Here is a 26,374-nt window from a genome sequence, read left to right as displayed (position 1 = left end):
TGATTAAACTCATTCAGTGTTTGCTATAAATCATAGGATTGTTTGAGGTTGAACCGGTCTAGGATCGCTCTTCCCTTCTCGGTGCTGATTCCTTTCAGGAATGTGAGGAGGATCGTGTTGTATACCTCGGTGATGGAATGCTTGCAGAAGACATTGGAAGGCCGCAACATCTTCGTCTGCTCTTTCACCAGCAAGGCCATGATCTCGAAGTTGATCCCTTGTTGGAACACGCCCTCTTTAACACCCCGCGCAAATAAGTCCATACACCTCTTGCCCATTCTCGCTTTATTCATCTCTATTTTTTGTTGGGCTTTCGGATATTTCTTCAAGTCTTCGTAAAACTTCTCGTTGAACCATCTCGGGTTTTTCATCATCTCTTCATAAAAGAGCAGGATTACTTCCAAGGCATTGAAAGGTTCTTTTTCCAGTCCCGTCAGATATTGTCCGAGCGATTCGGAATTGTGATCGATCCCCTCGATCAGTAAAGTCTCCTTATCCTCGAACGACTCATAAAGTGTGCGCTTGGAGATACCAGCCGCTTTCGCTACATCATCCATACTCACACTCTTGATGCCATATTGAGAAAAAAGATCGAACGCCGTATTAATAATCTGTTTCTTCATCATATTTGTTTTTGTTACGTCAAAAGTAGCTGGGACAATCCCCATATGCAAGTAAAAAGCGATGATTCGTCCGTTAGAATCGACCAATGACCGGATATTCCCATTGAATCTGTTCGCAAAGGTCTGATATATTTAGAAAACCGGAAAGGTTTATACTGTTACGGTATTGGTATGGAATGAAACAGGGTGTTGTTGAAAATTCTTACTGTTCCTTCTATTTTGGATGAAAATTGGTTAAAAACGAAATAATGGGTGGTCTTTGGCTTTTTATTTCTATCTTTGTCCGAGGTGATAATAATAATCTATAGATTAGATATGAAAAATTTACCTTTAATTGAAGTCACTGAGTTAATCAAGGGGATTGAATCCAGTGACAGCTTTCAAGATGATTTATCGATAGCGGATCTGAACGGAGATTTGATTAATTACGAGGAAAAAAGGCTGGAGCATTCCACCCCGATGCGTTTAAATGCCTTGTTGATGATCTTGGTACAGGAAGGTACCGCCGATATTTCGGTAGACTATATTCCATATAAGATAGAGAAGAATACGTTTATAACCTTGATGCCGACTCATATCGTACAGGTATCGAAAGTGAGCAAAGATTTAAGAGGGCGTTTGTTGATCGTGTCCAGATCTTTTCTGGATGGATATACTGCCCCGGCAGGGAAAAAAAACTCCATGGTGCATTATATGCAGATCCGTAAGAATCCATGTGCTGCGATGAGTGCCGAGGAGACAGAGCATATATCCGGTCAATTCTCCATCTTACGGGAAAAGATGAAGTTGCGTACCCATTTTTTTCAGAAGGAGGCTCTTCAGAACGCCTTGATCGGTTTCTTTATCGAGTTGGCTAATATCTTTATGGGTAAGAAGGAACTTATGACAGCACCTACGCTCTCCCGTAAGGAGGAGCTTTTCGAGCAGTTCCTGCAATTGCTTTTCGAGCATTGCAAGGAGCAGCACGTCGTTACGTTCTATGCCGAGAAATTATTTATTACCCCGCAGTATCTTTCGCTTATCTTAAAGGAGCTAACGGGTAGATCGGCGAATAAATGGATTGATGACGCCTTGATTGTCGAAGCTAAGATGCTATTGAAGACTCCGCAAGCCACGGTTCAGCAGGTAGCGGATATACTCCACTTCTCCGATCAATCCACTTTTGGCAAGTTTTTCAAGAAGCATATGGGAATATCACCCATGGAATACCGGAAATCATAATCCGGTATTTTCTATATGTTTGTGGAACTTATACCAGTTGATCAACTCACAGGCCCCGTAGAAAATGCTGGCTACGCCGAAGATTACGAATGTATTTGTCGCCGCCCCGAACGGGTAGGCTAGAATCATTACTCCGGTTATCAGGATCAAAGTCGGCATCAGGTAGAACCCAAACGGTACATTGCTCCATTTCCTTGCGGATATCAATGAAACCAATTGCTGTACGCCGGCAATAACCAATAAGGCGCCAAGTACGTACATTAATATATTCACGAAGAACTCGGGCATGATCACCAACCACGCTCCGAACAGTACGCTTCCCGTTGCCTCGATAGGAAACATCGGTTTCTCCCCGTTCTCATTTTTCGGTCGGGTGAAATAGCTGAGGATAGCGAATAATCCCGGTAAAATGAATAGTATGCCGATCGTAATAACCAGATAAGTTATGGCTACTTCCGGCCATAATACCAAAACAAACCCTAATACCATCGCGAATGCGCTACGTAAAACTGCGCCATTAATAGATCTCATATGTTTTTATTTTAGATTTCATTTATAATTTATGACAAAGGTATATATTCTTTTCGACTTTTTTTACCTTTGTACGCCATAAAGCTGTATCAGGAAAAACATCGAAATATATCCCTCTTGCATGCATGCTTCGCATAAAAAGACAAACTTGAATCATCTAACGAATAATAATACTAAAACAAAAAATGAAGCGTATAGTTTTTTTGGATTACGTGCGTGTGTTTGCGTGCTTCCTTGTCATGGTTGTCCACGCCAGTGAAAACTTTTATGGAGCTGAGGGCTCTACGGATATGGTGGGACCGCAATCTTATCTGGCCAATGAGGCAGATCGGTTATGGGTAGCCGTATACGATGGTTTCTCACGCATGGCGGTGCCACTGTTTATAATTGTCTCCGCCTTTCTTCTTGCGCCCATGAAGGCAGGGCTGACCTCTTGGCAATTCTATCGTCAGCGTTGTATCCGCATCTTACCTCCGTTTTTCATATTTATGATATTATACAGCACTTTACCTATGCTGTGGGGGCAGATAGATGCCGAGACATCATTGAAAGATATATCGAGAATATTCTTGAACTTTCCTTCACTGGCCGGACATTTGTGGTTCATGTACCCTTTGATCAGCCTCTATTTATTTATACCCGTAATATCGCCATGGTTGAATAAAGCCACGGCGAAAGAAGAGCTTTTTTTCATCGGCTTGTTTCTGTTGTCGACCTGTATGCCCTATCTCAATCGTTGCTTCGGCGAGGTGTGGGGGCAATGTTTTTGGAATGAATACCATATACTCTGGTACTTCTCCGGTTATTTAGGATACCTCGTACTGGCACATTATATACATGTCCATCTTACATGGAACCATTCTAAACGTTTGGTCATCGGAATTGCCTCGATGCTCGTCGGTGCCTTGCTGACGATCTATTCTTTCTATGTCCAAGCGGTACCCGGAGTAATCCTTGTCACACCCAAGATAGAGATCGGGTGGGCTTTCTGTACAATCAATTGTGTGCTTCTTACGGCGGGTACGTTCCTCGCTTTTACTTGCATAGGCGATTCGAAATCTCCACGACTTATAACAGAGATGTCTAGACTCAGCTACGGTATGTATCTTATGCATATATTTTGGCTCGGATTGTGGGTAACTGTGTTCAAGCACGATTTAGTGTTGCCTACTGTCGCCGCCATACCCTGCATTGCGGTAAGTACATTTATCAGCTGTTATGTGACGACAAAGATTATCTCATTAATACCGGGCAGTAAATGGATTATAGGATGAGTATAGGATAGCTCTGTCATTTGGTGCGGTTACTTTGTAAACAAGATGATAAGATTACCTGTTATTTGGAAAAAATCGTATATTTACGATATTCAAATAAATCCCGGGTAATAATGATGACGAGAACAGTTTTTATACTTTTGATATCGAGCCTTTGTACGCTAAGTTATTGTACGCCGAGGACCGAGCCTGCTCAAACCGAGGTCTTAACTCCTGTGGATTCTATATCGAAGGATTCCACCGTGATTGTGGAGACTTTGCCTTCCCGTATCGAAATAGAGAAAGAGTTGCTTTACGATAAGCATACTTTAGAAGATACTTATCCCTATAAAGATACGACACGGGAGTTCCAATGGGAGAAAATGAAAGAAAGATTATCCTTATTGGAGTCGATCCAAAAGGAGCCGTCTCAATGGGCGATATTGCAGAACTATAAAAACAGGAATGGAGAGGCTCCTCTTGTGAAAGTCTTCAAGAGAGATGCCTATAAAAGGGTTTCCGATACGCTTGGTGTAGAACGTTATCAATCTGTCCCGCTTTATTTGATGACTGATACCGTGACTCCCGAAATCTATGGACGTGACGGTAGCCTAGTCCGTATCAAGGCGATGGGTAAGGATTCTAAATTCGCTCGTATACAAACCGTGTACGATGGGGAGGAGTGGTATGCTCCGAGGAAATATATCAAGCAAATAGGGGATACGGTAGTCTTCGATAAGGCGATCTTCGTGGATCGTCACAACCAGAATATCGCGACCTTGGAGCACGTCGGCTCGAAATGGTTGGTTCGTAGTATGAACCCTGCGACTACCGGACAGTATCATCCTCCTTATGCGCAGGAAACCCCGTTGGGAATGTATGTTCTCCAAGAAAAAAAGTCTCGCATGATCTATTTGGTAGACGGTTCCAAGGAGACAGGCGGATTCGCTCCTTATGCCAATCGTTTTACGAATGGGGCGTATATCCATGGCGTACCGGTCAACGCTCCTCGTAAATCATTGATCGAATATAGTCCTTCGTTGGGAACGATACCCCGGTCTCATATGTGTGTGAGAAACGCGACTTCGCATGCGCGATTTGTTTATGATTGGGCACCTGTTAATGAGACGATTGTTTTTGTATTAGAATAAAAATCATAACTTCGCGGCGTTATTGTTTTTTAATATGCGAAGGATTTTCTTGTATTTGTTTTTTATTGTCTTGTCTGTAGGTTCAATTTCAACCGGTGGAGTTTTGCGTGCCCTATCTCCGGAAACGGGATCAACGCCTGTGGCGGTTATGGGGCGCCAATTATATGAGGAGATGCGGTTGGAGCAATGGGTTTGTTTCGATGCGTTTATGCAGGGGCTTAGAGGTTCTGGGAAGATCGAGCGGAAAAATAAGGATATCCTTACATTGATCGATTTCTCTAAACCTTCTACGGCGGAACGTATGGTTGTATTGGATATACGGCAAAAGAGAATACTTTACACCTCTTTGGTTTCTCACGGTAAGAATAGCGGAGGGATTTATGCGACCTCTTTCTCGAACGAGAGCGGTTCCCACAAAAGCTCTTTAGGATTTTATCTGACGGAAAATACGTACCAAGGTCGGAATGGCTATTCGCTTATCCTGAATGGATTGGAAAAAGGAATAAATGATTTGGCTAAGCAAAGGGCGATTGTAATTCATGGCGCCTCTTATTCCGATCCTTCGGTGGCCGCTTCCTCGGGTCGGTTAGGACGTAGCTTGGGTTGCCCCGCATTGCCTGTATCTGTCAGTAAGCCAATTATTAATACGATAAAGAATGGAACCCTTTTATTCATTTACGCCAACGACAAGAGCTATCTGACGCAAAGCTCCATTCTATCCGCTCAACAAGAAAATGATATTTTTAAAGAAAAAAGTTACCGAAAAGTTTTGTAGTTTAAAATAAAGGCGTACCTTTGCACCGCAATCAGAGATAAACACTATGAATTGCAAAACGGGGTGTAGCGCAGTCCGGTTAGCGCACCTGCTTTGGGAGCAGGGGGTCCCAAGTTCGAATCTTGGTACCCCGACTTGGTAAAAGGGAAACAGTTGATTTTCGACTGTTTCCCTTTTTTTTGTCTTGTTCTTAGATCTAAAGGATAGTCAACGATTGTAATCAAAACAATTGTTCGTATCTTCAAGTAAAAAACATTCTTCTTACTATATACAAATATAATTACTATCTCATCTATTTCCTGATTATCGCCGTGGAATATATAGACCACGGCGTGATCTGTATATTCCACGCCTTGATCTGTACAGACCACGTCGTGGTTTGTAGAATTATACAGTATGCGTATAAGAATTCATAGGTTATCGGGAAAGAATTCATATAGGAGTAGAGTGCTTTTTGCTTAGGGAGAAGAGGAGACGCTCTTACGTATCAAAGTGGGAATACTGTCAAACAATTAGACAGCATTGTCAAAATATTGGACAGTTCTAAAAGAATGGCTTTTTGTTATCTGATTGTTGTTTAGTTGTTTATGTGTTTTGGCACGTTCTTTGCTATTATTTAGGTAGAAAATAATAGAGCAATGAAACAAATATTACTTACAACAGTTCTTTCTCTCAGTTTCGCTACCGCAACGGTGGCCCAAGAGAAACTTTGGACTTTGGATGAATGTATGCGCTATGCCGTGGAAAACAGCCCGTCGGTTAAAAAGCAAGTTTATACATCAGATACGTATAAGGCGGAACGGAATGCCGCCATAGCTTCTTTTTTCCCTGCGGCATCGGCTAAGGTCGGAGCGCAATATAGTTTTGGCCGTTCGATTGACCCGGCGACCAATACCTATGAGAATACTTCTACGTTTAATAATAACTATGGCCTCGATGCTTCTATTCCTATTTTTACGGGCGGACAGCTGATCAATCAATGGTTGATGGCAAAATCCAATCGCCGTATGGGGGTTAATGACATCCAGAAAGCGAAAGATGATTTAGCGATGAAAACCATGCAGGCTTATATGGATGTGGTGTATTATAAAGGAACGATTCGTATGGCGGCCGAGAAATTGGAGGAGAGTAACCGTACCTTATATAAGACTCGCCGGCAAGAAGAGCTGGGTTTGAAAGGGAAAGCGGATGTTGCTCAATTCGAGGCTCAAGTAGCGGCCGATGATTATACATTGACCCACCAGCAGAATCTTTTCAATACGGCCTTGCTTACCTTGAGGGAATGTATGAATTATCCCTCTGATTTAGAACTGGAGGTGGATACTTTATTACCGGATATCAATTATGTCCCGGAAGTAGAGAACGTGGCGGAGATTTTCGCCTATGCGTCCGGGAATAACCCTACCGCCTTGCAAGCCGAGTATCAATTAACGCAAAGTAAATACCAATATCGTATTTATAAAGGAAAGTTGTTGCCGAGTATTTATTTGAATGCCGGAATCTCTACGAGTTATTTCGAGAATCTGAAGTCTGATAATGCCCCGGAAGGTTTCAAGGATCAGTTTAAGAATAACCGTGGTGAATATGTCTCTTTTAGCCTTAGCTTTCCCTTGTTTGATGGTTTGAGCAGACTAACGAACGCTCGTCGTTACCGTAACAATATGCGGATCGCTCGGGAGACAAGAACAGAGGTCTTTCGCCAGTTGCAGACAGCGGTAGAGCAATCTGTCTTGGATCGTGAGGGATACGCTAAAGAGGCCATACAGATGGATAAGAAGGTGAGATCGGATGAGTTGGCTTATCGTGTTACCCTACGGAAGTACGAGGAAGGCCTGATGAGCACGCTGGATGTACAGACAAGCGCAAATACACTGTTGGAGTCCAAGGCTAATCTGCTTCAAAAGCGATTGATGTACTTATTGAAAAGCAAGCTGGTGGATTATTATAAGGGCAAGCCTCTTATCAATGAATAAGAATTGAGAACATAGAATTTAGATGATAATAAAAAATATAGAATACGATGGATATACAATTAGAGAAAAAGAAAGGTCTTCAGAAGAAGCATATTCCTTATGTAGCGGGTGGCGTGTTGTTCGTTATCTTGTTGGGATGGATTATCTTTGGTGATCATGCTTCTACGTTGAAAGTGGATGCGAGAGGAATTAGCATTGGTAATGTGACCCGTGAGCAATTCAACGACTTCTTTCGTATGGATGGTCAGGTGCAACCTATCACGGTCGTGCAGCTTAGCCCCGAGGAGGGAGGTATCGTGCAGGAGAAAGTCGTGGAAGAAGGCGCCCAGGTGAAGAAAGGCGATATTATTGTTCGTCTGAGCAACTCAAATCTGGATTTGCAGATATTGAACGCTGAGGCTGAGTTGGCGGAGAAGCAGAACTTCCTTCGTAATACGCAGGTTACCATGGAGCAGGATAAGCTGACCAATCAGATGGAGAAACTTCAATACGATATGGACATGAACCGGGCCCGCCGTTCGTTTAATCAACAAGAACAGTTATATAAAGAGAACTTGATCGCCAAGGAGGATTATCTGAAAGCGAAGGAGGACTTCGAGTTGGCCTCTCAAAAGCACGCCTTGATTACCGAGCGCTTGCGCCAAGACTCTATCTCCCGCACGATCCAGATGGATGAGATGGAGGCCAGTTTAGCGAACATGCGGAAGAATATCCTGTTGATACGCGAGCGTAAGGAAAACCTGAATGTCCGTTCCCAGATCGACGGTGAGTTGGGACTGTTGGATGTCGTATTGGGGCAAAGTATCAATCCGGGACAAAAGATCGGTCAGATTAACGACCTTTCCGATTATAAGATCGAGGCCATGATCGACGAGCATTATATAGATCGTGTGAAACCGGGCCTAAGCGCCGCTTTCGAGCGTCAAGGTTCTTCTTTCGATTTAACGGTACGCAAGGTCTATCCCGAGGTTCGTGATGGTAAGTTCCGTACGGATTTCGTTTTCACGGGCGAGCGTCCGGATAATATCCGTAGCGGACAGACCTACTATATCAACTTGGAGCTGGGGCAACCTACCGAGAGTATCATTATCCCGAAGGGAACTTTCTTCCAGAGTACGGGTGGAAGTTGGATATTTGTTCTTGATCCGGATGGAAAGAAAGCTTACAGGCGTTCTATCAAGATCGGTCGTCAGAACCCGCAATATTATGAGGTTCTTGAAGGTCTGGAAGCCGGTGAGAAGGTGATTGTGTCCAGTTATGAGAGTTATAAGGATAATGAAGTGCTGGTGCTGGAATAAAATCGATATAATATGAAAAACATACTAATCGCCATTCGTTCCATTTTTAAGAAAGGGCGGCATAACGTGATGAAAATCGTATCGTTGGGAATCGGTTTAGCGGTAGGTTTGGTATTGATCGCTAAAGTCTATTTCGAACAATCGTATGATGATTTTTATCCGGATAGAGACCGGGTCTATCAAGTATGGGCGAAATACCAGCAAAATGGAGGGGAGTTGAAGGATTATCCGCAAACAAGCGGTGGCATTGTCCCGACCATGCAACAACAGATACCTGAGATCGAGACCGTCACCCGATACACGAGTTTTGGAGACTGGACCTTTACGATGACCGACACCAAGATGAAATACTCCGGTCGTTGTATCATAGCGGATAGTTGTTTCTTTGATATTCTTCCTCGTCCTATGCTGATCGGAAATGCGAAAGAGGTTCTTTCCACCCCGATGTACGTGTTGGTATCAAGTCGTATAGCGAAAAATATCGGGGGCGATGTTATCGGGAAAAACTTCACGGTAGACAGTTCGCCGGGACGTACTATGACTATTGGTGGCGTTTTTGAGGAAGTTCCGGAAAATTCTCATTCCCGTTACGATGTGATTGTTTCTATGGCTTCGGCGGGTCGGTTCATGTGGGAGGGTTCGCCTACTAATATGTTGGGAAATGATCGTTACATAAGCTACGTGAAATTACACAAGGGGGTGAATCCTTTAGCTTTGGAGGAACAGGTGCATACGTTCGTGAATTCTTATTTCCCTCCGGAGGAACAGCAAAAGACAGGGTTTAACATTGGTTTCTCGTTTCATGAGCTGGATGGCTTACACAAGGAGTTGCCGCAAGTCAAGCGAATGACATGGATACTTTCCTTACTGGCCTTCGCTTTGATCTTTACGGCGGTGATGAACTATGTCTTGATCGTGATCTCTTCTATCGTAAATCGTTCGAAGGAGGTGGCTGTCCATAAATGTTATGGAGCGAGTGAGAATAATATTCATGGTATGATGTTTGGTGAGGCGTTGGTGCATATAGTGCTTTCACTGATCTTGGCCTTATTGCTGATCCTTGCATTTAGAGGTACGGTGGAGGAGTTGCTGGCGACTTCGTTAGATTCCTTGCTCTTGTCCAATGGCAGCTTGTTCTTATTGGGAATATGTGTCTTGGTGTTTTTCGTATCCGGTTTTATGCCGGGATCATTATACGCCCGGGTCCCGGTGGCCTCCGCTTTCCGTAATTACCGGGAGAATAAGCGTATCTGGAAGAAAGTCTTGTTGCTTGTCCAGTTTGTAGCTACGGGTTTTTTGGTGACGATGCTTGTTTTCGTTGCCCGTCAATATACGTTTATGGTGAACGACCGTCCGGGATATGCCTATGAGGACCTTGCCTACTGTAGATTAGCCGGAGTGGACTCTACCTCCCGTGCCAAGATTCTGGATGAGGTGATGCGGCTTCCGGGAGTCGTTGCGGCTACCACCGTTTATCAATTGCCTTTCGAGCATGCTTCCGGTAATAATATTCTTTTACCGGGTGAGGAGCGAGAGCTTTTTAATATCGCCGATCTGTATGAGGTAGGTAACGGATATTTGGACATGATGGAGATTCCCGTGATCCAAGGCCGCTCGTTCACGGAGAACGTAAGCAATTCGAGAGAGGTCATGGTAGACCGTCGTTTCGTGGAGAAGATGAAATTGGTGGCTGGTTGGACGGATGACGTGATAGGGAAGTCTATCTGTATTACCGAGCATAGCAGGAACGGAGAGCCATTTACGATTTGCGGTGTGTATGAGAATATCCGTTTGGGAGGAATCTCGAGCCAGGATATGCGTCCTTCCGTGTTATTCTATACTCATGAGCCCATGTACACCTTGCAGGTAAAGTTCCATGAGCTGGCCAATGATCATATGGCTCGTTTACAGCAGAAGATATCCGAGACATTTCCGGATCGTGACTTGAACGCTATCTCTTTCCGTTCCGAGATCATGGATTTATATAAGGACTCCCGTCAATTCCGAGATTCCGTGATGATCGGAGGTTTGGTCACGCTTCTTGTTACGTTGATCGGGCTTATTGGCTATACGAATGATGAGGTGAGCCGCCGTCGTAAGGAGATCGCTGTCCGCCGGGTGAATGGGGCTACCTTATGGAATATATTGAGGTTGTTCATAAAGGATATCGGGTATATCTGTATCTATGCGGTCGTATTAGGCGGTGGCATAGCATACTTTGTCTTGCAAAAGTGGCAAGAGCAATTCACGGAAAAAGTTCCTTTGTCATGGTACATATTCTTGGGTTGTGGCGTATGTGTCTTATTGATTATATATTCCGTGGTCTGTCTGGATGCCCGCAAGACGGCTAATGATAATCCGGTGAACTGCTTGAAATCTGAGTGATTGAAAATAGATAATAGAAAATTGATAATTTATAATTCATGAATAATTTATTGAACTTTAAGTCCTTCTTTAAGTTTCTCGGAAGGAATAAGGCTTATACGCTGATAGACGTGTTTGGTTTGTCCGTATCGTTGATGTTTGTGTTATTGATAGCGGTCTATACGGTACAGGAGATGTCGACTGATAAATTCCATACCAAGGCGGATCGTATCTATCTGGTCGGGAATGAGAATTGGATGGCTACCGGAGCCGCCATTCCTTATAAGATCAAGGAACGCTATCCGGAGGTAGAGAAAGTTTGTCCGGTAGTGGCGGGTAATTTTGGCGGCATCGTTACCGTTTCCGGTGATCGGAAACTGAAGGCAAACGTGATGTTCGCAGACTCTACGTTCTTCGATTTCTTTGATTTCCGGTTGCTACAAGGCACTCGTGAGCAAGCGTTGGCCGCCGGGAACTATGCGGTGGTCTCCTCTTCGTTCGCCCGTAAGATGTTCGGAACGGATGATCCGATGGGACGGCAGTTGGTGGTGGGCGATACCATATCGGCTACTATAAACGGGGTGGTGGAGGATTTACTTCATTCCTCTATTCCCGAAGCCGATGTGATCGTGCGTTGGGAGCAGGTCCGGTATTTGAACTGGTCGTTGGCTCCGGATCAATTGGGGAATGCCGGAAGTACATCGGCTTTTGTCTTGGTGCGTGAGGGTAGTGATTTCCCTTCTCGTGCGGAGGATATGGCCAATTGGTTCAAGTCGTTTTATTGGCCGTATCAATATGGGACGGCAAAAGAGGTACGCATATTGCCACTTAGTGAGCAGTATTTTGCGAAAGCCGCTTCTTACTCTTCTTTGCGAAAGGGAGATTGGCGTTTCGTGATCGTGCTAATGTCCGTAGGTCTTCTTATCTTGATTTTTGCGGTTATCAATTATATTAACTTGACGGTTGCCCAAGCAGGTTTCAGGGCGAAGGAGATGGCTACCCGGCGCCTTTTGGGATCTTCACGGGGTGAGTTATTCATGCGTTTGATGCTGGAGTCCACTTTACTTACGTTTATTTCTTTGATTATCGGGGTTCTCCTTGCGCTGGCGGTCGTGCCGTTTGTCAATGATTTATTGCAGACACGTGTCGATATGAATGTATTGGGTAGAGCTGTCTGGCTATTGGCTCTGGTTTCATTAACGGTTGTCGTGGGAGTTTTATCCGGCTTGCTGCCCGCTATCATTATTTCTTCTTCTAAACCGATCGAGGTGGTAAGGGGTACGTTCCGGGCTAAGACGAAAATGGTATTCAGCAAGTTCTTTATCGTATTCCAGAATGTGATCACGATCACGATGATCGCAGCCTCTATCGTGATGGTTAGCCAGATTGTTCATATGATCAACGCTCCTGTGGGATATAATACGAAGAATTTGTTGGCCATGAACTCGGTAGACGGAAGGCTGTTGTCTGCTTTTGTCGGTGAGCTGAAAGGCTTGTCGTGCGTAGATAGGGTCGGGAAGACTCAAGGATTGCCTTTATTCGGTAGTAATAACTGGACTTCTACTTATCAGGGGCAAAATATATCTTTCCAGCAATTCGTTATGGATAAGGATTGTTACGATATGCTGGGATTGGAGATTTTGCGTGATAACCATTTAACGACAGAGGGCTGGTTCCTAAACGAGCAAGCGATGCGTGAGATGAACTTATCGGAGGATGCGACCTCTTTTATGTTGGATAGGCACGAAAGGCCGATAGCGATAGCGGGTATCGTCCGGGATTTCTATTGCTTTGGAAATGTGACGACAGGGATGAACCCCGTCATGTTCCGTTTCTTGAAAGATAATGAAGATCCTTGGATGATCTTGATCGAGACACAAGGTGATCCTTTCGCCGCAAAGGAGGCTATCGGTAAAGTGTATGAGAAAGTGACCGGACTTGAGTTTGAGGCTTTCTTCATGGATGAGCGTTTACAAAAATCATTCGACTCGCAAATCCGTTTGGCAAAGATCGTAATCATATTCTCAGTAATTGCTATCCTTATTTCTTTGCTAGGCTTATTGGCAATGTCCACTTATTTTATCCAACAGCGTTCGCAGGAGGTATCCGTACGAAAGGTATTTGGTTCCAGCAATCGGGAGATATTGGTTAAGCTCGTATTCACGTTCTTGAACTATGTGCTGATCGCTTTCGTGATTGCCGTACCGATTATTATATATTTCATGCGGGATTGGCTGTCCGATTATTCATACCGTATCAGTTTAAGTCCGCTGATATTTATCGCCGCCGGTTTATTCTGCCTCGTGATCTCGTTTGTCTCTGTCTTTTTTCAGAGCTACCGGGCTGCCACGTCGAATCCGGTGGATAGCTTTAGGCAGAGGTTTTGATTGTTAAGCATATCATAAAAGGTAATAACACTTGTTTAAAAATAAGGCCTTTATTCCATAAGATCTATGTTTATTTTAGGATAATCTATTTATGAACAAGTGGCTTTAAGGAATGTTTAGGAATGGTTTATAATGATATACGAGATGCAGAACCGTTAGATCTGGGAAGCAAATGCTACGATTTGATCTCTTTGGACGATGAATAAGGTCTGGTTTCTATCGTAAATTAAAAACATTTAATAACTTCCTTTTTATCGGGCTTATTACCTTAAAGGCGTTATCTTTGCCCATGAATAAATAACAGTTTTGGGAGTACGAACTAAAAATAATTTGATTATGTTCTCTGGTATTGTAGAAGAAGCGGCTCAGGTAGTAGCCCTCCAATCCGATAAAGGAAACCTTCATCTGACGATGAAGTGCTCATTCGTGAATGAACTGAAAATAGATCAGAGCGTGGCTCACAACGGCGTTTGCCTTACGGTGGTAAGCATGACGGAAGATACGTATACGGTTACCGCTATCAAGGAGACCTTGGAACGTTCGAACCTCGGGAACCTGAAAGTGGGTGATAAGGTGAACTTGGAGCGTAGCATGTTGATGAACGGCCGTTTGGACGGGCATATCGTACAGGGACACGTGGATCAGACCGCTGTTTGCGCAGAGGTGAAGGAGGTGGACGGCAGCTGGTACTATACGTTCGAGTATGCTTTTGACAAGGAGATGGCTCGGCAGGGGTATATGACCGTGGAGAAAGGTTCCGTTTGCGTGAACGGTGTCAGCCTGACGGTATGCAACTCCCTGCAAAACAGCTTCCAAGTCGCTATCATCCCTTATACACACGATAACACGAACTTTTGCCAGATTGAGAAAGGTACGGTCGTAAACTTAGAGTTCGATATTGTCGGGAAATATATCAGCAAGATGATGCAGTTTAAATAAGGTTCGAAGAATTTCCTATCCATAAAGGCTTTAGCGGTATCTGATGATCTCGGCTAGAGCCTTTTTTATTTACAAACAATCTAATTCCGTGCGTGTACGATAAAAAAACGTTTTAAGTGAATTTTTACTAACCAAAACTATTCTTGGTATGTTTATTGTTATATTATATGAGAAAAATAGACTAAAATATATCAGATTATGGCCTATATCGATTATTACGAGATTTTGGGGGTGAATAAGGACGCTTCTCAGGATGATATTAAGAAAGCCTATAAAAAGTTGGCTCGGAAATATCACCCTGATTTGAATCCGAACGATTCCGACGCCCATCGTAAGTTTCAGGAGATTAATGAAGCGAACGAGGTGCTTGGCGATCCGGAAAAGCGTAAGAAATACGACCAGTACGGGGAGAATTGGAAACATGTGGATGAGTTCGAGGCTCAACGGAAGCAGTACGGTCAGCAGGGGGGCGGCTTTGGTGGCGGTTTCTCAGATTTCTTTGAGTCTATGTTCGGTTCCCGCCGGGGTGGTGGCAATCATTCTAATCATGAGTTTCGTGGACAGGATTACACGGCCGAATTGCACTTGTCCTTGATGGATGCAGCCAAGACACATAAGCAGGTGATTACCGTGAACGGCAATAACTTGCGTATCACGGTTCCCGCTGGCGTAGCCAATGGGCAAACCATTAAGCTGAAAGGCCAAGGCGGGGCGGGGATGAATGGAGGTCCTGCCGGGGATTTGTACATTACGTTCATTATCTCAGACGACAGCCGTTTCAAACGGGTGGGAGATGATCTATACCTGACCGTTCCCTTGAGCCTCTATACGGCGGTTTTGGGTGGCGAGCAGATTATCGATACCTTGGATAGCAAGGTGAAACTGAAAGTAAAACCGGGTACGCAAAACAACACGAAGGTCCGGTTGAAAGGTAAGGGATTCCCTGTTTACAAGAAGGAGAGACAGTTTGGTGATTTGATCGTCACGTACTTGATCGAGGTGCCGACCGACTTGACGGAGAAACAGAAGGAGTTGTTCAGGGAAATACAAAGTCTAAATTAAAAACAGGTATATTATGCAAACGGATTTAGTTATTGTCAGTGAATACTGCCAGAAATGCCATATAGACCCTTCGTTCATCATCTTGCTGGAAGAGGGAGGTTTGATTGACATTAATATTACGGATGGAGAGAGGTATCTCTTCTCTTCCCAACTTCCTGATCTAGAACAATACACACGTATGTATTACGACTTGTCTATTAACATCGAGGGAATCGAGGCCATTCATCATATGCTGGACCGGATGCGGAATTTGCAGGCGGAAATACAATCTTTGAGAAATCGTCTGCATTTATATGAACCATTCGATTTTGATGCGGTCGGAAATTTCTAGTGTCAAATTGCTGTTAAACAAGGCTTCACTGCTGGATAGCGAAGGGTATATGCAAACAAATTGGAAATATTTCTTGAAAAAGTTTGGAAGTCTGGAGTATAATATATACCTTTGCACTCGCAATCAGGAAATGATAGCGACTATATCGCGGAGTGGAGCAGTGGTAGCTCGTTGGGCTCATAACCCAAAGGTCGTAAGTTCGAGTCTTGCCTCCGCAACAAAAGAAAGCCCTTTGGTTATTGACCTGGGGCTTTTTCTCTATTCAATCAAGTGATCGGGCGATGCGACCCCAACGGAAACGAATAATAAGCTATGCTTATTTCTTCCGTAAGGGCCCTTTGCTCTTCCAGAATCCCAATTTATAATAAATATAGGTGATTGTAAGCCCGATGCAAAGGCTGGAGCCGATGGCCCACCATATACCGCTTCGTCCCCAGATAGAGCTAAACCAATAGGCGAGGGGAATGCGTATCAGCCAAAGACAAGTGATGCTTACTGCCATCGGGAACAGGGTATCGCCAGCTCCCCGTAATGCCCCATTGAAGACGTTCAAGCCACCGTGTATGACAAAGAATCCTCCCATGATCAATAAATATTCCTTGCCAATCCGGATCACTTCCGGGTCCTTGGTGAAAGCCAGCATCATCTTGTCCCCGAAGAAATAGATGGCCGTGAAGGTCGCTAGACCCAGCAGTAGGTTGACAAGCATGGCGAATCGTACCCCGTCACGTACCCGGTCCAAGTGTTCGGCTCCGATGTTTTGCCCGCAGAAAGCAGCTAGTGCACCGGAGAGAGTCAATACCGCTTGGATGATGATCGTGTCGATCTTGCCTGCCGCCCCGTAAGCAGTGAGCGTGTCCGTGCCGAAACTGTTCACGATCCCCAGCAAGGCTATCAATCCGAGCGATATGGCGCATTGCTGTACGCTGGTGGGAAGCCCGATGCGGAGTCCTTCCTTGAACAATCCCATATCGAACAATAAATCCTGTTTCTTGATAGAGAGTAGGGGGTGGGTGTTGTTCACGTAGCCTAGGGCCATGCACATGCCGCTCCCTTGGGCGATTATCGTAGCCCGTGCCGCTCCCTCAATTCCCCATTTGAAAACGACAATGAAGAGTAAATCCAAAGCGATATTCAAAATCGTGGTAAGCAGGATAAACAGCATAGGACGCACGGACTCCCCGACACCCCGTAATATGGAGATGATGCTATTGAAAGTGACGAACAGGAACGTACCCCCTACATAGATCCTGAAATAAGCGACCGACTGTGGGATCACGTCCTCTGGCGTATTCGTCAACCTGAACATCGGCTTGGCGAAAATAATTCCCGCTATGGACAGCAATACTCCAGCGACCAACATGAAGATAAAGAAAGAGGAGAAGGTCTTCTGTACCTTATCGAACTCCTTCGCCCCGAAAAATTGCGAGATCACCACCGATGTACCGCTTCCGATACCGATTATCAGTGAGATAATAAAGTAATAGATGAAGAAAGAAGCCGATACCGCCGCCAACGCCTCTTTCCCTAGAAACTGCCCGACAATGACGCTGTCGGTCACGTTATAGAGCTGTTGCAGCAGATTACCGATCAGCAAAGGGAATGCGAAACGCAGGATCACCTTCCATACCGCTCCTCTCGTCAAATCCCTATTTCCCGTCTTGATTTTCAATTTTCAACTCTCGATTTTCAGACCCCTATAGGTCCTTCAACAGGATATTATTGTTTGCCTTTATCATGTCCTCACGTGTCTTTAGTAGGGCTTTCCATTCCTTGCAGAAAAGCTGGCTCGTGTCAATCTTGAAGTTCTCAGAACCATACTCGTCCATGCGAGTCAGCAGGTAACTGACTGTGATCTTATTGACATCGATCGCCGGCTGATAATATGCCACACGGTCATCATTCCCGTAATTCACCTCAATGATGATATTTAGCTCTGTAAGCAGGTATAAAATCTGCGTCGTTATGCGGATAGGAATGCGGTAAGCGTTGGATAGCTCGTCTGCCGTATAGGGGGGGGGGCCTTTCACGAACCGTTTGATGATTAGCGAGGCGATCAGCAAGGTAAGGAAATCCTTGTAACGGCGACTGATATTCTTGCTGTCCCTCTCAAAGCTGAATTTCTTCACATTTTGGGAGGCGTACGACAGCTCTGCGCCAAACAAGCAAATCAACCAAGAAAGTTGCAACCAAAGCAACAACAAAGGCAATGCGGCGAAACTACCGTAAATAGCGTTGTACTTGCTCACCCAAATCTGCCCGCTGATATAAATGAATTGGAACAACTGAAAGGCGCAACCGGCGATAAAGCCTGCCACCAACCCGTTCATGAACCTTACCTTCGTATTCGGTAGGGAGACGTACAGTCCTGTGAAAGCAAATGTTGTGATAATATAAGGCGCTATATGTAAGAATAGTTCCATGAGTGGCGTGAAAAACAAGTATTGTCCCAAGAACGAGTTCTGCAAGGTAGACATGAAGATGGATAAACCGCTGGATGCCGTCATTAGCACTGGCAACACGAGGAATAAGGCGAGATAGTCGGATATCTTCCGGTACCACGGTCGGGATTTCTGGATCTGCCAGATATCGTTAAACGTATCCTCTACGGACGAGATCAAGTTGATCACCGTATAAAACAATAAAATCAAACCAACCCCGATGATCACTCCCCCTTGCGTTTGCGCCAGATAGCTTTCCACGAATTCGAACGCCTTGTTCAGTTCCATCTCGTGTCCGGGGAAATAATCGAACAACTCCTGCCGTACTGTCCCTTGAAAACCGAAGCCCTTCGCTATACCTAATAATACGGCCAACAAAGGTACGATAGATAACAATGTGCTGTAGGTGAGTGCCGATGCTTTGGTTTGTAGGTTCTCGCTTTGGAAACCCCGCACGGCGAGTATGATCGTTTTGATGATATTGATATAAATCTCCTTCAACCCACTCACTTCATTCTCGGTAATCCGCCAAATGTCGTAAGTGACGAAACGGATGGTTCGTGCTAATAATGCGCTGATCCGTTCTCCAATAGGCTTCTTTTCTTCCCGTGGCTTGTTTTTAGGCATATTGGCACATGATTTTAATTGGCAAATAAAAAAAGCAGTCTACCTATAAGCCGGGTCCTGTACCTCTTTGGAAAGAGGTGTCTGCCATTTATCTTGTCTTACCGTTGCCGGTAAGCTTTAGCGGTCTACCCCTCGGCATCGGACGAGCCATCCTACATGCGCCGGTATACATGACCTTACAACCCATAAGACGTACGGCATCCCGTATCGCTACGGGATCCGGTGAGCTCTTACCTCACCTTTTCACCCTTACCGGACGAGGCCGGCGGTTATTCTCTGTTACGTTACTCTACCCTCACGGACAGCTTCTCGTTAAGAAGTATGGTGCTCTATGTTGCCCGGACTTTCCTCACACCCGAAAGTGAGCGACAGACCGGCAGACTGCGATAGGGCAAAGATAGGTATTTTAGTTGACAGTTGACGATCGGTGGTTGACAATTATTTTGAAGACGCAAAGGAAAGATAGGATAACATTTTCTTTTTCAGCCTTAAACATATTCTGCTCCCAAGGTGTTTTTTTATACGAATAGAAATTGTAGATTGTCGGCAACCGACTGTCAGTTGTCATGTGTCAACTGTCAATTCGTCTGCTGTTTAATTGTTAAAAAGGTACTTTGCAATACACAGTACTGTTAAGTGCGGTTAAGCCCTTGTAAGTCCTAGTTAAAAGTGATAAAAAATACGATGGAAATGGAATATCCGCACAATTTTTGAGTTTTCTTTGCCGTAAAGAAACTGTTAAATTTAAGTGTTTAATTAAATAAGAAAAGTATGAAAAATATCTGGAAGAATGTGCTTGGTGTAGCTCTAATAGCAGCCATTAGTTCTGGTGCCGCAATCGGAACGAGTACTTACCTGATGAATAAGAATCAACGTCCGGCGGATTTGGTATCCGGAGTTGAGAATACCTTCAAGCAACCGTACCGATTGACAAATTATGGAACCGTAGCTGCCGAGAATATCGATTTCACTACGGCTGCCGAGAGCGCCATCCACGGGGTTGTCCATATCAAGGCCACGACTAACGCCCAAGCCTCTAACGGGAACGGTGGTCAGCAATACATGGATCCGTTCGAGTATTTTTTCGGCTTCGGTGGTCGTGGAGGGTTCCAACGTCCGCAGCAGCAGCAGCCTCGTGTGGGTGCCGGATCGGGTGTCATTATCTCTACAGACGGTTATATCATCACGAATAACCACGTGATTGACGGAGCTGACGAACTGGAGGTTACATTGAACGATAACCGGAAATTCCCTGCAAAGATTATAGGGGCCGATCCGACAACAGATATCGCTTTGCTCAAGATCGAGGCAACCGACTTGCCTACGATCCCCTTTGGTGATTCTGAGAAATTGAAAGTAGGTGAGTGGGTGTTGGCGGTAGGTAACCCGTTTAACTTGACCTCTACTGTTACCGCAGGTATTGTGAGCGCTAAGAGTCGTGGTAACATCGGTGCCGGTGGTAAGGATCGTAGCAAGATAGAGTCCTTTATACAGACAGACGCTGCTGTGAACCCAGGAAACAGTGGTGGTGCGTTGGTGAATACGAAAGGAGAGTTGGTCGGTATTAATACTGCTATCTACTCCGAGACCGGCAACTTCGCTGGATACTCTTTCGCTGTACCTATCAGCATCGCCGGTAAGGTAGCTAACGACCTGAAACAATTTGGAACCGTGCAGCGTGCCGTATTAGGTGTATTGATACAAGACCCGCAGTACGTGCCCGATGCAGAGAAAGAAAAAGTGAAAGTATTCGAGGGCGCTTACGTAGGTGGTTTCGCCGAGCGTAGCTCCGCTAAGGAAGCAGGAATCGAGAAGGGCGACGTGATCGTAGCTGTGAACGGAGTGAAGATCAAATCGTCTAGCGCTTTGCAAGAGCAGATCAGTAAATACCGTCCGGGTGATAAGGTAGAGTTGACGATCAACCGTAATGGTAGCATGAAGAAATTCACGGTTGAACTTCGTAATGCACAGGGTAGCACCAAGGTCGTGAAAGGAGGCGATAGCGCAGAGGTTATGGGCGCAGCGTTCAAGGTATTGAACGACGAGCAGAAACGTAAGTTGGGTGTTAGTTATGGTATCGAGGTCACCGGTCTGACCAGCGGCAAGCTGAAAGACGCTGGTATAAAGAAAGGTTTCATTATTATGATTGTAAACAACCAGAAGATCTCTGCTCCGGAAGACTTGGAAAAGATTGTGGAAAGCATACTTCTAGGACGTACGGAAGATCAAGGCCTCTTCATTAAAGGCTTCTATCCGAACGGACGCACGAAGTACTATGCGATAGATCTTGCCGAATAAGATAAACGAGGATTATAGTTTTATAGGTGTAAAAGATTGTTAAAGGTTTTTAATTGGCTGGATGTGGGGTGCATCCAGCCAATTCTTTCAATAAAAATGGTTATCTTTGCACCCCGTATTCTCAATTAAACAAATTGAATGAGACAATTAAAGATCACAAAGTCCATTACCAACCGCGAAAGTGCTTCGTTGGATAAATATCTTCAAGAGATTGGTCGAGAAGATCTTATCACGGTAGAAGAGGAAGTGGAATTGGCACAGGCTATCAAAAGAGGAGATCGTAGAGCGTTAGAGAAATTGACCCGTGCGAATCTCCGTTTCGTTGTTTCTGTAGCTAAGCAATATCAGAATCAAGGTTTGAGTTTGCCCGACCTTATTAATGAGGGTAACTTGGGTTTGATCAAGGCTGCTGAGAAATTCGATGAGACGAGAGGTTTTAAGTTCATTTCTTATGCTGTATGGTGGATTCGCCAATCTATTCTGCAAGCTTTGGCAGAGCAGTCAAGAATCGTGCGTCTTCCGTTGAACCAAGTAGGCTCGCTGAACAAGATCAGCAAGGCTTTCTCTAAGTTCGAGCAGGAAAACGAGCGTAAACCATCTCCAGAGGAACTTGCCGATGAATTGGATATCCCGGTGGATAAGATTTCCGATACCTTGAAGGTGTCCGGACGTCATATTTCCGTGGATGCCCCGTTTGTGGAAGGCGAAGACAATAGTCTTTTGGATGTGCTTGTGAACGATGACGCTCCTATTGCGGATCGGTCATTAATGAACGAGTCATTGGCTAAGGAAATTGATCGAGCGCTTGCTACACTGACCGAAAGAGAATGTGAGATTATCAAGATGTTTTTCGGTATTGGCTGTCAGGAAATGACATTGGAAGAGATTGGCGATAAATTTGGTCTCACTAGAGAGCGTGTTCGCCAGATCAAGGAAAAAGCAATCAGAAGATTAAGACAAGGAACTCGTAGCAAGCTCCTCAAATCGTATTTAGGCTAATTTAAGAAATTATTGAATTGGCGAAGGCTCCGGTCCGAAAAGGATTGGGAGCCTTTATTTTTTTCTTAACTTTGCCACTGGAATATAATACCATAAAAACTATATAAATGACTACAAGACGTAATTTCTTGAAAACAGGATCTATTTCCTTGGCCGGCCTGTTGGTTGGCGAGAAGGTATACTCCTCCGTGAGTACGCCCGACAATAAAAAGAGTTTTAGCACGATCGCCTCTAAGGTGACAGGCGATTACGTTAGCAAGCGCCCAGTTCCTGGGGCACGTAAATTTACCTCCAAGGCGGTAGAGGAATTGCTAAAGGTTTCCAAGGCCCGTATCAAGGACCCGAAGCTGGCTTGGATGTTCGAGAACTGTTATCCGAATACCTTGGACACGACTTGTGAGTTCAAGATGGTAGACGGCAAGCCGGATACGTTCGTGATCACCGGAGATATCCATGCCATGTGGTTGCGTGACTCCTCGGCGCAGGTTTACCCCTTCGTCACCTTGGCGAAGAAGGATAAGGACTTGCAGCAAATGCTAGTCGGTGCTATCAATCGCCAGACTGCTTGCATACTGATCGATCCCTACGCTAACGGTTTCAACGAAGGCCCTACCGGGAGCGAGTGGGAGAGCGACCGCACGGAGATGAAGAAAGAGCTTCACGAGCGTAAATGGGAGATTGACTCGCTTTGTTACCCGATCCGCTTGGCGTACCATTACTGGAAGGAAGTAGGCGATACCTCCGTATTCGACAGCAAATGGGAGCAGGCGATGGGGGCTGTTTACCGTACCTTCCGTGAGCAACAGCGCAAGGACAACCTTGGGCCGTACCGTTTCTCTCGGGTGACGGATCGCCAAGGCGATACTCTCTTGAATGAGGGTTGGGGTAGCCCGGTGAACCCGGTGGGTCTGATCGTTTCCTCTTTCCGTCCTTCTGACGACGCTACTCTGTTCGGCTTCTTGGTTCCATCGAATTTGTTCGCTATCACCTCACTTCGTCAGGTGGCTGAGGTTCTTCGTGCTGTAAGAAATAATACAGACTTGGCTAGTTGTTGCGAGGCGTTGGCCAACGAGGTAGAAGAAGCCGTGAAGAAATATGCCATCGTGGAGCACCCGGAATTTGGTAAGGTATACGCCTTCGAGGTGGATGGTTACGGCAGCCGTGTTTTCATGGACGATGCTAATGTTCCAAGCTTGCTAGCCCTGCCGTTCCTGGGGTGCGTGGACGTGGACGACCCGATTTATCAGAATACCCGTCGCTTGGTGTTGAGCTCTTCCAATCCTTACTTCTTTAAAGGAAAGGCTGGTGAGGGTATTGGCGGTCCGCATATCGGCTTCAACTATATTTGGCCGATGAGCTTGATCATGCGTGCCACGACTTCCAACGATGAGGAGGAGATCCGGTATTGCATCGAGACGCTTCGTGATACGGACGGAGGCACGGGTTTCATGCACGAGTCTTTCCATAAGGACAATCCTTCTGATTACACCCGCTCGTGGTTCGCTTGGGCGAATACCCTGTTTGGCGAGCTGATCGTGAAACTGCAATCCGAAGGCAAGCTGAAAGACCTCCTCGGCTAATATCACCAAGGTTAATATCACCACTTGTAGAGACGAGGCATGCCCGTCTCTACAAGTCTGTAGCTGAGTGTATTTAGGCAAAATCAATCAAGACAACATAAATCTATGCGGAATACATGAAAACAAATCAACTATTCATTCTGACAGGTCTGGCGGTGATAGCCTCCACCTCCTGTAGCCAAAAAGAGAATACGTCTGGGCAGCCCGCCAAGCCCATGAACATCCTTTACATTATGACGGACGATCACTCCTTCCAAACCATCAGCGCCTACGACAAGCGATACATCCAAACCCCCAACATCGACCGCATCGCAAAGGAGGGCGTACGTTTCACCAATAGCTTCGTAGCCAACTCCATCAGTGGCCCCAGCCGTGCCTGCATGCTGACCGGCAAGCACAGCCACAAGAACGGCTTCATCGATAATGCCCATACCTTCGACGGCTCGCAGCAGACCTTCCCGAAGCTATTGCGTAAAGCTGGTTACCAAACCGCCATGATCGGCAAATGGCACCTCACCTCCGATCCTACCGGTTTCGATTACTGGAACATCCTCGTAGGCCAAGGCGATTACTATAACCCCATCTTCATCGATAACGGCGAGAAGCGTCAGATCGAAGGGTACGCCACGAACATCACGACCGATCTGGCTCTTGATTGGCTGGACAATAAACGAGACAAGAGCAAGCCATTCTGCCTCCTGCTGCACCATAAGGCCCCGCACCGTACTTGGATGCCCGATACCTGCGACCTGCGTCTTTACGACGATGTGACCTTTCCGCTGCCCGAGAATTTCTACGATGATTACGCCGGCCGCATCGCTGCCTCGGAGCAGGAGATGAGCATCATCAAGGATATGGATATCGTATACGACTTGAAAATGGCCGATAAGGAGAACAAGATCCATTCTTCCAACGCCGATCTGGAGAAGTATGGCCGTGAGCTTTATAATCGCATGAATCCGGATCAGAAAGCCGCTTGGGACGCCTATTACGATCCGATCATCCAAGACTTCAAGGCGAAGAAACGCACGGGTAAGGAGCTGGCCGAGTGGAAATACCAGCGTTATATGCACGATTACCTTCGGGTGATCCATTCCGTGGATCGGAACATCGGTATCGTGCTTGATTATCTGGAGAAGAACGATTTGCTGGATAACACGTTGATCGTCTACACCTCCGACCAAGGCTTCTACATGGGCGAGCATGGCTGGTTCGACAAGCGCTTCATGTATGAGGAATCCTTCCGCACCCCGTTGCTGATGCGTTTGCCGGGTGGCAAGAAGGGCGATATCCCGCAGCTCGTGCAGAATATTGATTACGCCCCCACTTTTTTGGAACTGGCCGGAGCCCCCATTCCAGCCGACATCCAAGGCGAGTCCTTGTTTCCCTTGCTGAAAGGCGAGCGGCTGGAGAACTGGCGTAACTCCCTTTACTATCATTACTATGAGTATCCCGCCGAGCATTCCGTGAAGCGTCATTACGGCGTACGTGACGATCGTTATAAATTGATCCATTTCTACAACGACATCGACGTATGGGAGCTTTACGACCTCCAAGAAGATCCCCACGAGATGAATAACCTTTACGGTAAGCCCAGTTACGAGGCAGTGACGAAACGCATGCGAGACGAGCTTTATAAGCTGCAAAAACAATATGACGACTCTGTGGGAATACGCTTCAATGTGTCGGACTGATGAGAGCGGAGATTCGTGTTCTGTTATCAGATTTTTTAATTAGTTGTGGATTAAGGTACATAAAGGACTTGGAGCTTAGTGGGTGAGAAGCTGAGTCTTTGTGCTCTTTGATTTAAGTCATTGGCTCGAAGGAATTAAGTCTATCGTATGGCTCTTCTTTGCTTATGCGTGTATCGAATTAAAAAATGACTATAGGCAGGTTTCAAGTTTTAAGGTTTCATGAAACCTTTTTCTTCACACACACGATGCGCACATTATATAGGTTTCAAATGAATCCCTTTATGCTTGTTATGCGGGATGGATAGCCTCGAAGAACTTGCGTAGCCACGACATGATGTCTTTACCCGAGGCGGACGGAGCGATCATGAGGAACTGTATTAATATGTACTTGTGCGTGTGGGGGGAAAAGGGGATCGTGAAACCTTGAAAAATAATGCCGGAAAAGTTTGGAGTTTATGTTTTATAGCATTACTTTTGCACCCGCATTCGAGAGAGAACGGCGCTTCAGGAATGATGGAAACGTGGAGGTATCCTTGGGTAGGGGATGAGGTTGGCTGGGCCAAGCGATAATTTCCAACCGCCCGGAGATCGGCTTGAGAAAAAACTTGAAAATTTTTCACCGAAAAATTTGGAGGTTAAGAAAAAGTCCTTACCTTTGCGGCCGCAATCGAGAAACGATAGCGAGAGAGAGTTCTTTGAGAGACTTACATAATTCAACAAGTAGTACAAGTATTAGGAAAAGGAATTTTTCCGGATCGATACCGTCAAAGAAGTATGACTTTGGACTACGATATACGGATTCCGGGGCGAGGATAAAAGAAACAATT

19 protein-coding genes, 2 tRNA genes and 1 other RNA gene are annotated in these 26,374 nt (G+C 45.4%); 17 read left to right on the top strand and 5 right to left on the bottom strand.

Going from position 1 to position 26,374, the window contains the following annotated elements; genetic code table 11:
* Positions 1-23 precede the first annotated feature (23 nt).
* The gene (locus E5342_RS02695; protein ID WP_135958769.1) at positions 24-626 is read right to left on the bottom strand and encodes a TetR/AcrR family transcriptional regulator; all 603 of its coding nucleotides are present in this window, start codon (positions 624-626) and stop codon (positions 24-26) included.
* A gap of 312 nt (positions 627-938) precedes the next feature.
* Here E5342_RS02695 and E5342_RS02690 point away from each other — a divergent pair, with 312 nt between their 5' ends.
* Positions 939-1,844, top strand: a complete 906-nt coding sequence (locus E5342_RS02690) for a helix-turn-helix domain-containing protein (protein WP_135958768.1) — start codon at positions 939-941, stop codon at positions 1,842-1,844.
* Here E5342_RS02690 and E5342_RS02685 read toward each other — a convergent pair.
* Positions 1,839-2,375, bottom strand: coding sequence for an HdeD family acid-resistance protein (locus E5342_RS02685; RefSeq protein WP_121736469.1), 537 nt, complete (start codon positions 2,373-2,375; stop codon positions 1,839-1,841). The two genes, E5342_RS02690 and E5342_RS02685, sit on opposite strands and share 6 nt — an antisense overlap.
* 185 nt (positions 2,376-2,560) lie before the next feature.
* On the opposite strand from E5342_RS02685, the gene E5342_RS02680 reads away from it, so the two are divergent.
* The 12 genes from E5342_RS02680 (at position 2,561) to E5342_RS02625 (ending at position 16,126) form a co-directional block, all read left to right on the top strand.
* Positions 2,561-3,649: an acyltransferase gene (locus E5342_RS02680; protein ID WP_135958767.1), complete on the top strand. Its 1,089-nt coding sequence runs from the start codon at positions 2,561-2,563 to the stop codon at positions 3,647-3,649.
* 113 nt (positions 3,650-3,762) lie between these two features.
* Positions 3,763-4,779 (top strand): L,D-transpeptidase, encoded by a 1,017-nt coding sequence (locus tag E5342_RS02675; protein ID WP_135958766.1) that lies wholly within the window; start codon positions 3,763-3,765, stop codon positions 4,777-4,779.
* Between the two features lie 34 nt (positions 4,780-4,813).
* Complete coding sequence (locus tag E5342_RS02670; RefSeq protein WP_135958765.1) at positions 4,814-5,554, top strand: murein L,D-transpeptidase catalytic domain family protein; 741 nt, start codon at positions 4,814-4,816, stop codon at positions 5,552-5,554.
* Between the two features lie 59 nt (positions 5,555-5,613).
* A tRNA-Pro gene (locus E5342_RS02665) sits at positions 5,614-5,688 on the top strand.
* Positions 5,689-6,192: 504 nt separating this feature from the next.
* Positions 6,193-7,527, top strand: a complete 1,335-nt coding sequence (locus tag E5342_RS02660; protein WP_121736473.1) for a TolC family protein — start codon at positions 6,193-6,195, stop codon at positions 7,525-7,527.
* A 47-nt stretch (positions 7,528-7,574) separates the two neighbouring features.
* Positions 7,575-8,825, top strand: coding sequence for an efflux RND transporter periplasmic adaptor subunit (locus E5342_RS02655; protein WP_005861993.1), 1,251 nt, complete (start codon positions 7,575-7,577; stop codon positions 8,823-8,825).
* Positions 8,826-8,837: 12 nt separating this feature from the next.
* Positions 8,838-11,210 (top strand): ABC transporter permease, encoded by a 2,373-nt coding sequence (locus E5342_RS02650; protein WP_135958764.1) that lies wholly within the window; start codon positions 8,838-8,840, stop codon positions 11,208-11,210.
* 38 nt (positions 11,211-11,248) lie between these two features.
* Positions 11,249-13,576 (top strand): ABC transporter permease, encoded by a 2,328-nt coding sequence (locus E5342_RS02645; RefSeq protein ID WP_121736475.1) that lies wholly within the window; start codon positions 11,249-11,251, stop codon positions 13,574-13,576.
* A gap of 336 nt (positions 13,577-13,912) precedes the next feature.
* A complete protein-coding gene (locus E5342_RS02640; RefSeq protein ID WP_121736476.1) occupies positions 13,913-14,515 on the top strand; it encodes a riboflavin synthase in 603 nt (200 codons plus the stop codon).
* A gap of 198 nt (positions 14,516-14,713) precedes the next feature.
* On the top strand, positions 14,714-15,577 hold the full coding sequence (locus E5342_RS02635; protein ID WP_121736477.1) for a DnaJ C-terminal domain-containing protein: 864 nt from the start codon (positions 14,714-14,716) through the stop codon (positions 15,575-15,577).
* A 13-nt stretch (positions 15,578-15,590) separates the two neighbouring features.
* Positions 15,591-15,908, top strand: a complete 318-nt coding sequence (locus E5342_RS02630) for a chaperone modulator CbpM (protein ID WP_121736478.1) — start codon at positions 15,591-15,593, stop codon at positions 15,906-15,908.
* Positions 15,909-16,054: 146 nt separating this feature from the next.
* Positions 16,055-16,126 (top strand) — tRNA-Met (locus E5342_RS02625).
* 98 nt (positions 16,127-16,224) lie between these two features.
* On the opposite strand, the gene E5342_RS02620 is transcribed toward E5342_RS02625, so the two are convergent.
* From E5342_RS02620 to rnpB, 3 genes are all read right to left on the bottom strand, one after another.
* Entirely contained in the window at positions 16,225-17,580 is a 1,356-nt protein-coding gene (locus E5342_RS02620) for an MATE family efflux transporter (RefSeq protein ID WP_135958763.1), read from the bottom strand.
* A gap of 25 nt (positions 17,581-17,605) precedes the next feature.
* Positions 17,606-18,976 (bottom strand): YihY/virulence factor BrkB family protein, encoded by a 1,371-nt coding sequence (locus E5342_RS02615; RefSeq protein ID WP_121736480.1) that lies wholly within the window; start codon positions 18,974-18,976, stop codon positions 17,606-17,608.
* A gap of 30 nt (positions 18,977-19,006) precedes the next feature.
* An RNA gene (gene rnpB, locus E5342_RS02610) (RNase P RNA component class A) lies at positions 19,007-19,361 on the bottom strand.
* Between the two features lie 386 nt (positions 19,362-19,747).
* Between rnpB and E5342_RS02605 the strand changes: the two genes are divergently transcribed.
* The 4 genes from E5342_RS02605 to E5342_RS02590 all read left to right on the top strand — a co-directional run bounded on the left by E5342_RS02605 (position 19,748) and on the right by E5342_RS02590 (position 25,547).
* Complete coding sequence (locus E5342_RS02605) at positions 19,748-21,274, top strand: Do family serine endopeptidase (RefSeq protein WP_135958762.1); 1,527 nt, start codon at positions 19,748-19,750, stop codon at positions 21,272-21,274.
* A 138-nt stretch (positions 21,275-21,412) separates the two neighbouring features.
* Positions 21,413-22,273: a sigma-70 family RNA polymerase sigma factor gene (locus tag E5342_RS02600; RefSeq protein ID WP_121736482.1), complete on the top strand. Its 861-nt coding sequence runs from the start codon at positions 21,413-21,415 to the stop codon at positions 22,271-22,273.
* Between the two features lie 107 nt (positions 22,274-22,380).
* Entirely contained in the window at positions 22,381-23,853 is a 1,473-nt protein-coding gene (locus E5342_RS02595; RefSeq protein ID WP_121736483.1) for a glycoside hydrolase family 125 protein, read from the top strand.
* A 116-nt stretch (positions 23,854-23,969) separates the two neighbouring features.
* The gene (locus E5342_RS02590) at positions 23,970-25,547 is read left to right on the top strand and encodes a sulfatase family protein (RefSeq protein ID WP_135958761.1); all 1,578 of its coding nucleotides are present in this window, start codon (positions 23,970-23,972) and stop codon (positions 25,545-25,547) included.
* Positions 25,548-26,374 lie beyond the last annotated feature (827 nt).

It is taken from the genome of Parabacteroides distasonis (genome assembly GCF_004793765.1).
Classification (GTDB): domain Bacteria; phylum Bacteroidota; class Bacteroidia; order Bacteroidales; family Tannerellaceae; genus Parabacteroides; species Parabacteroides distasonis_A.
The sequence above is the reverse complement of the archived record's forward strand: the minus strand, read 5'-3'. Positions and strand labels throughout refer to the sequence as shown.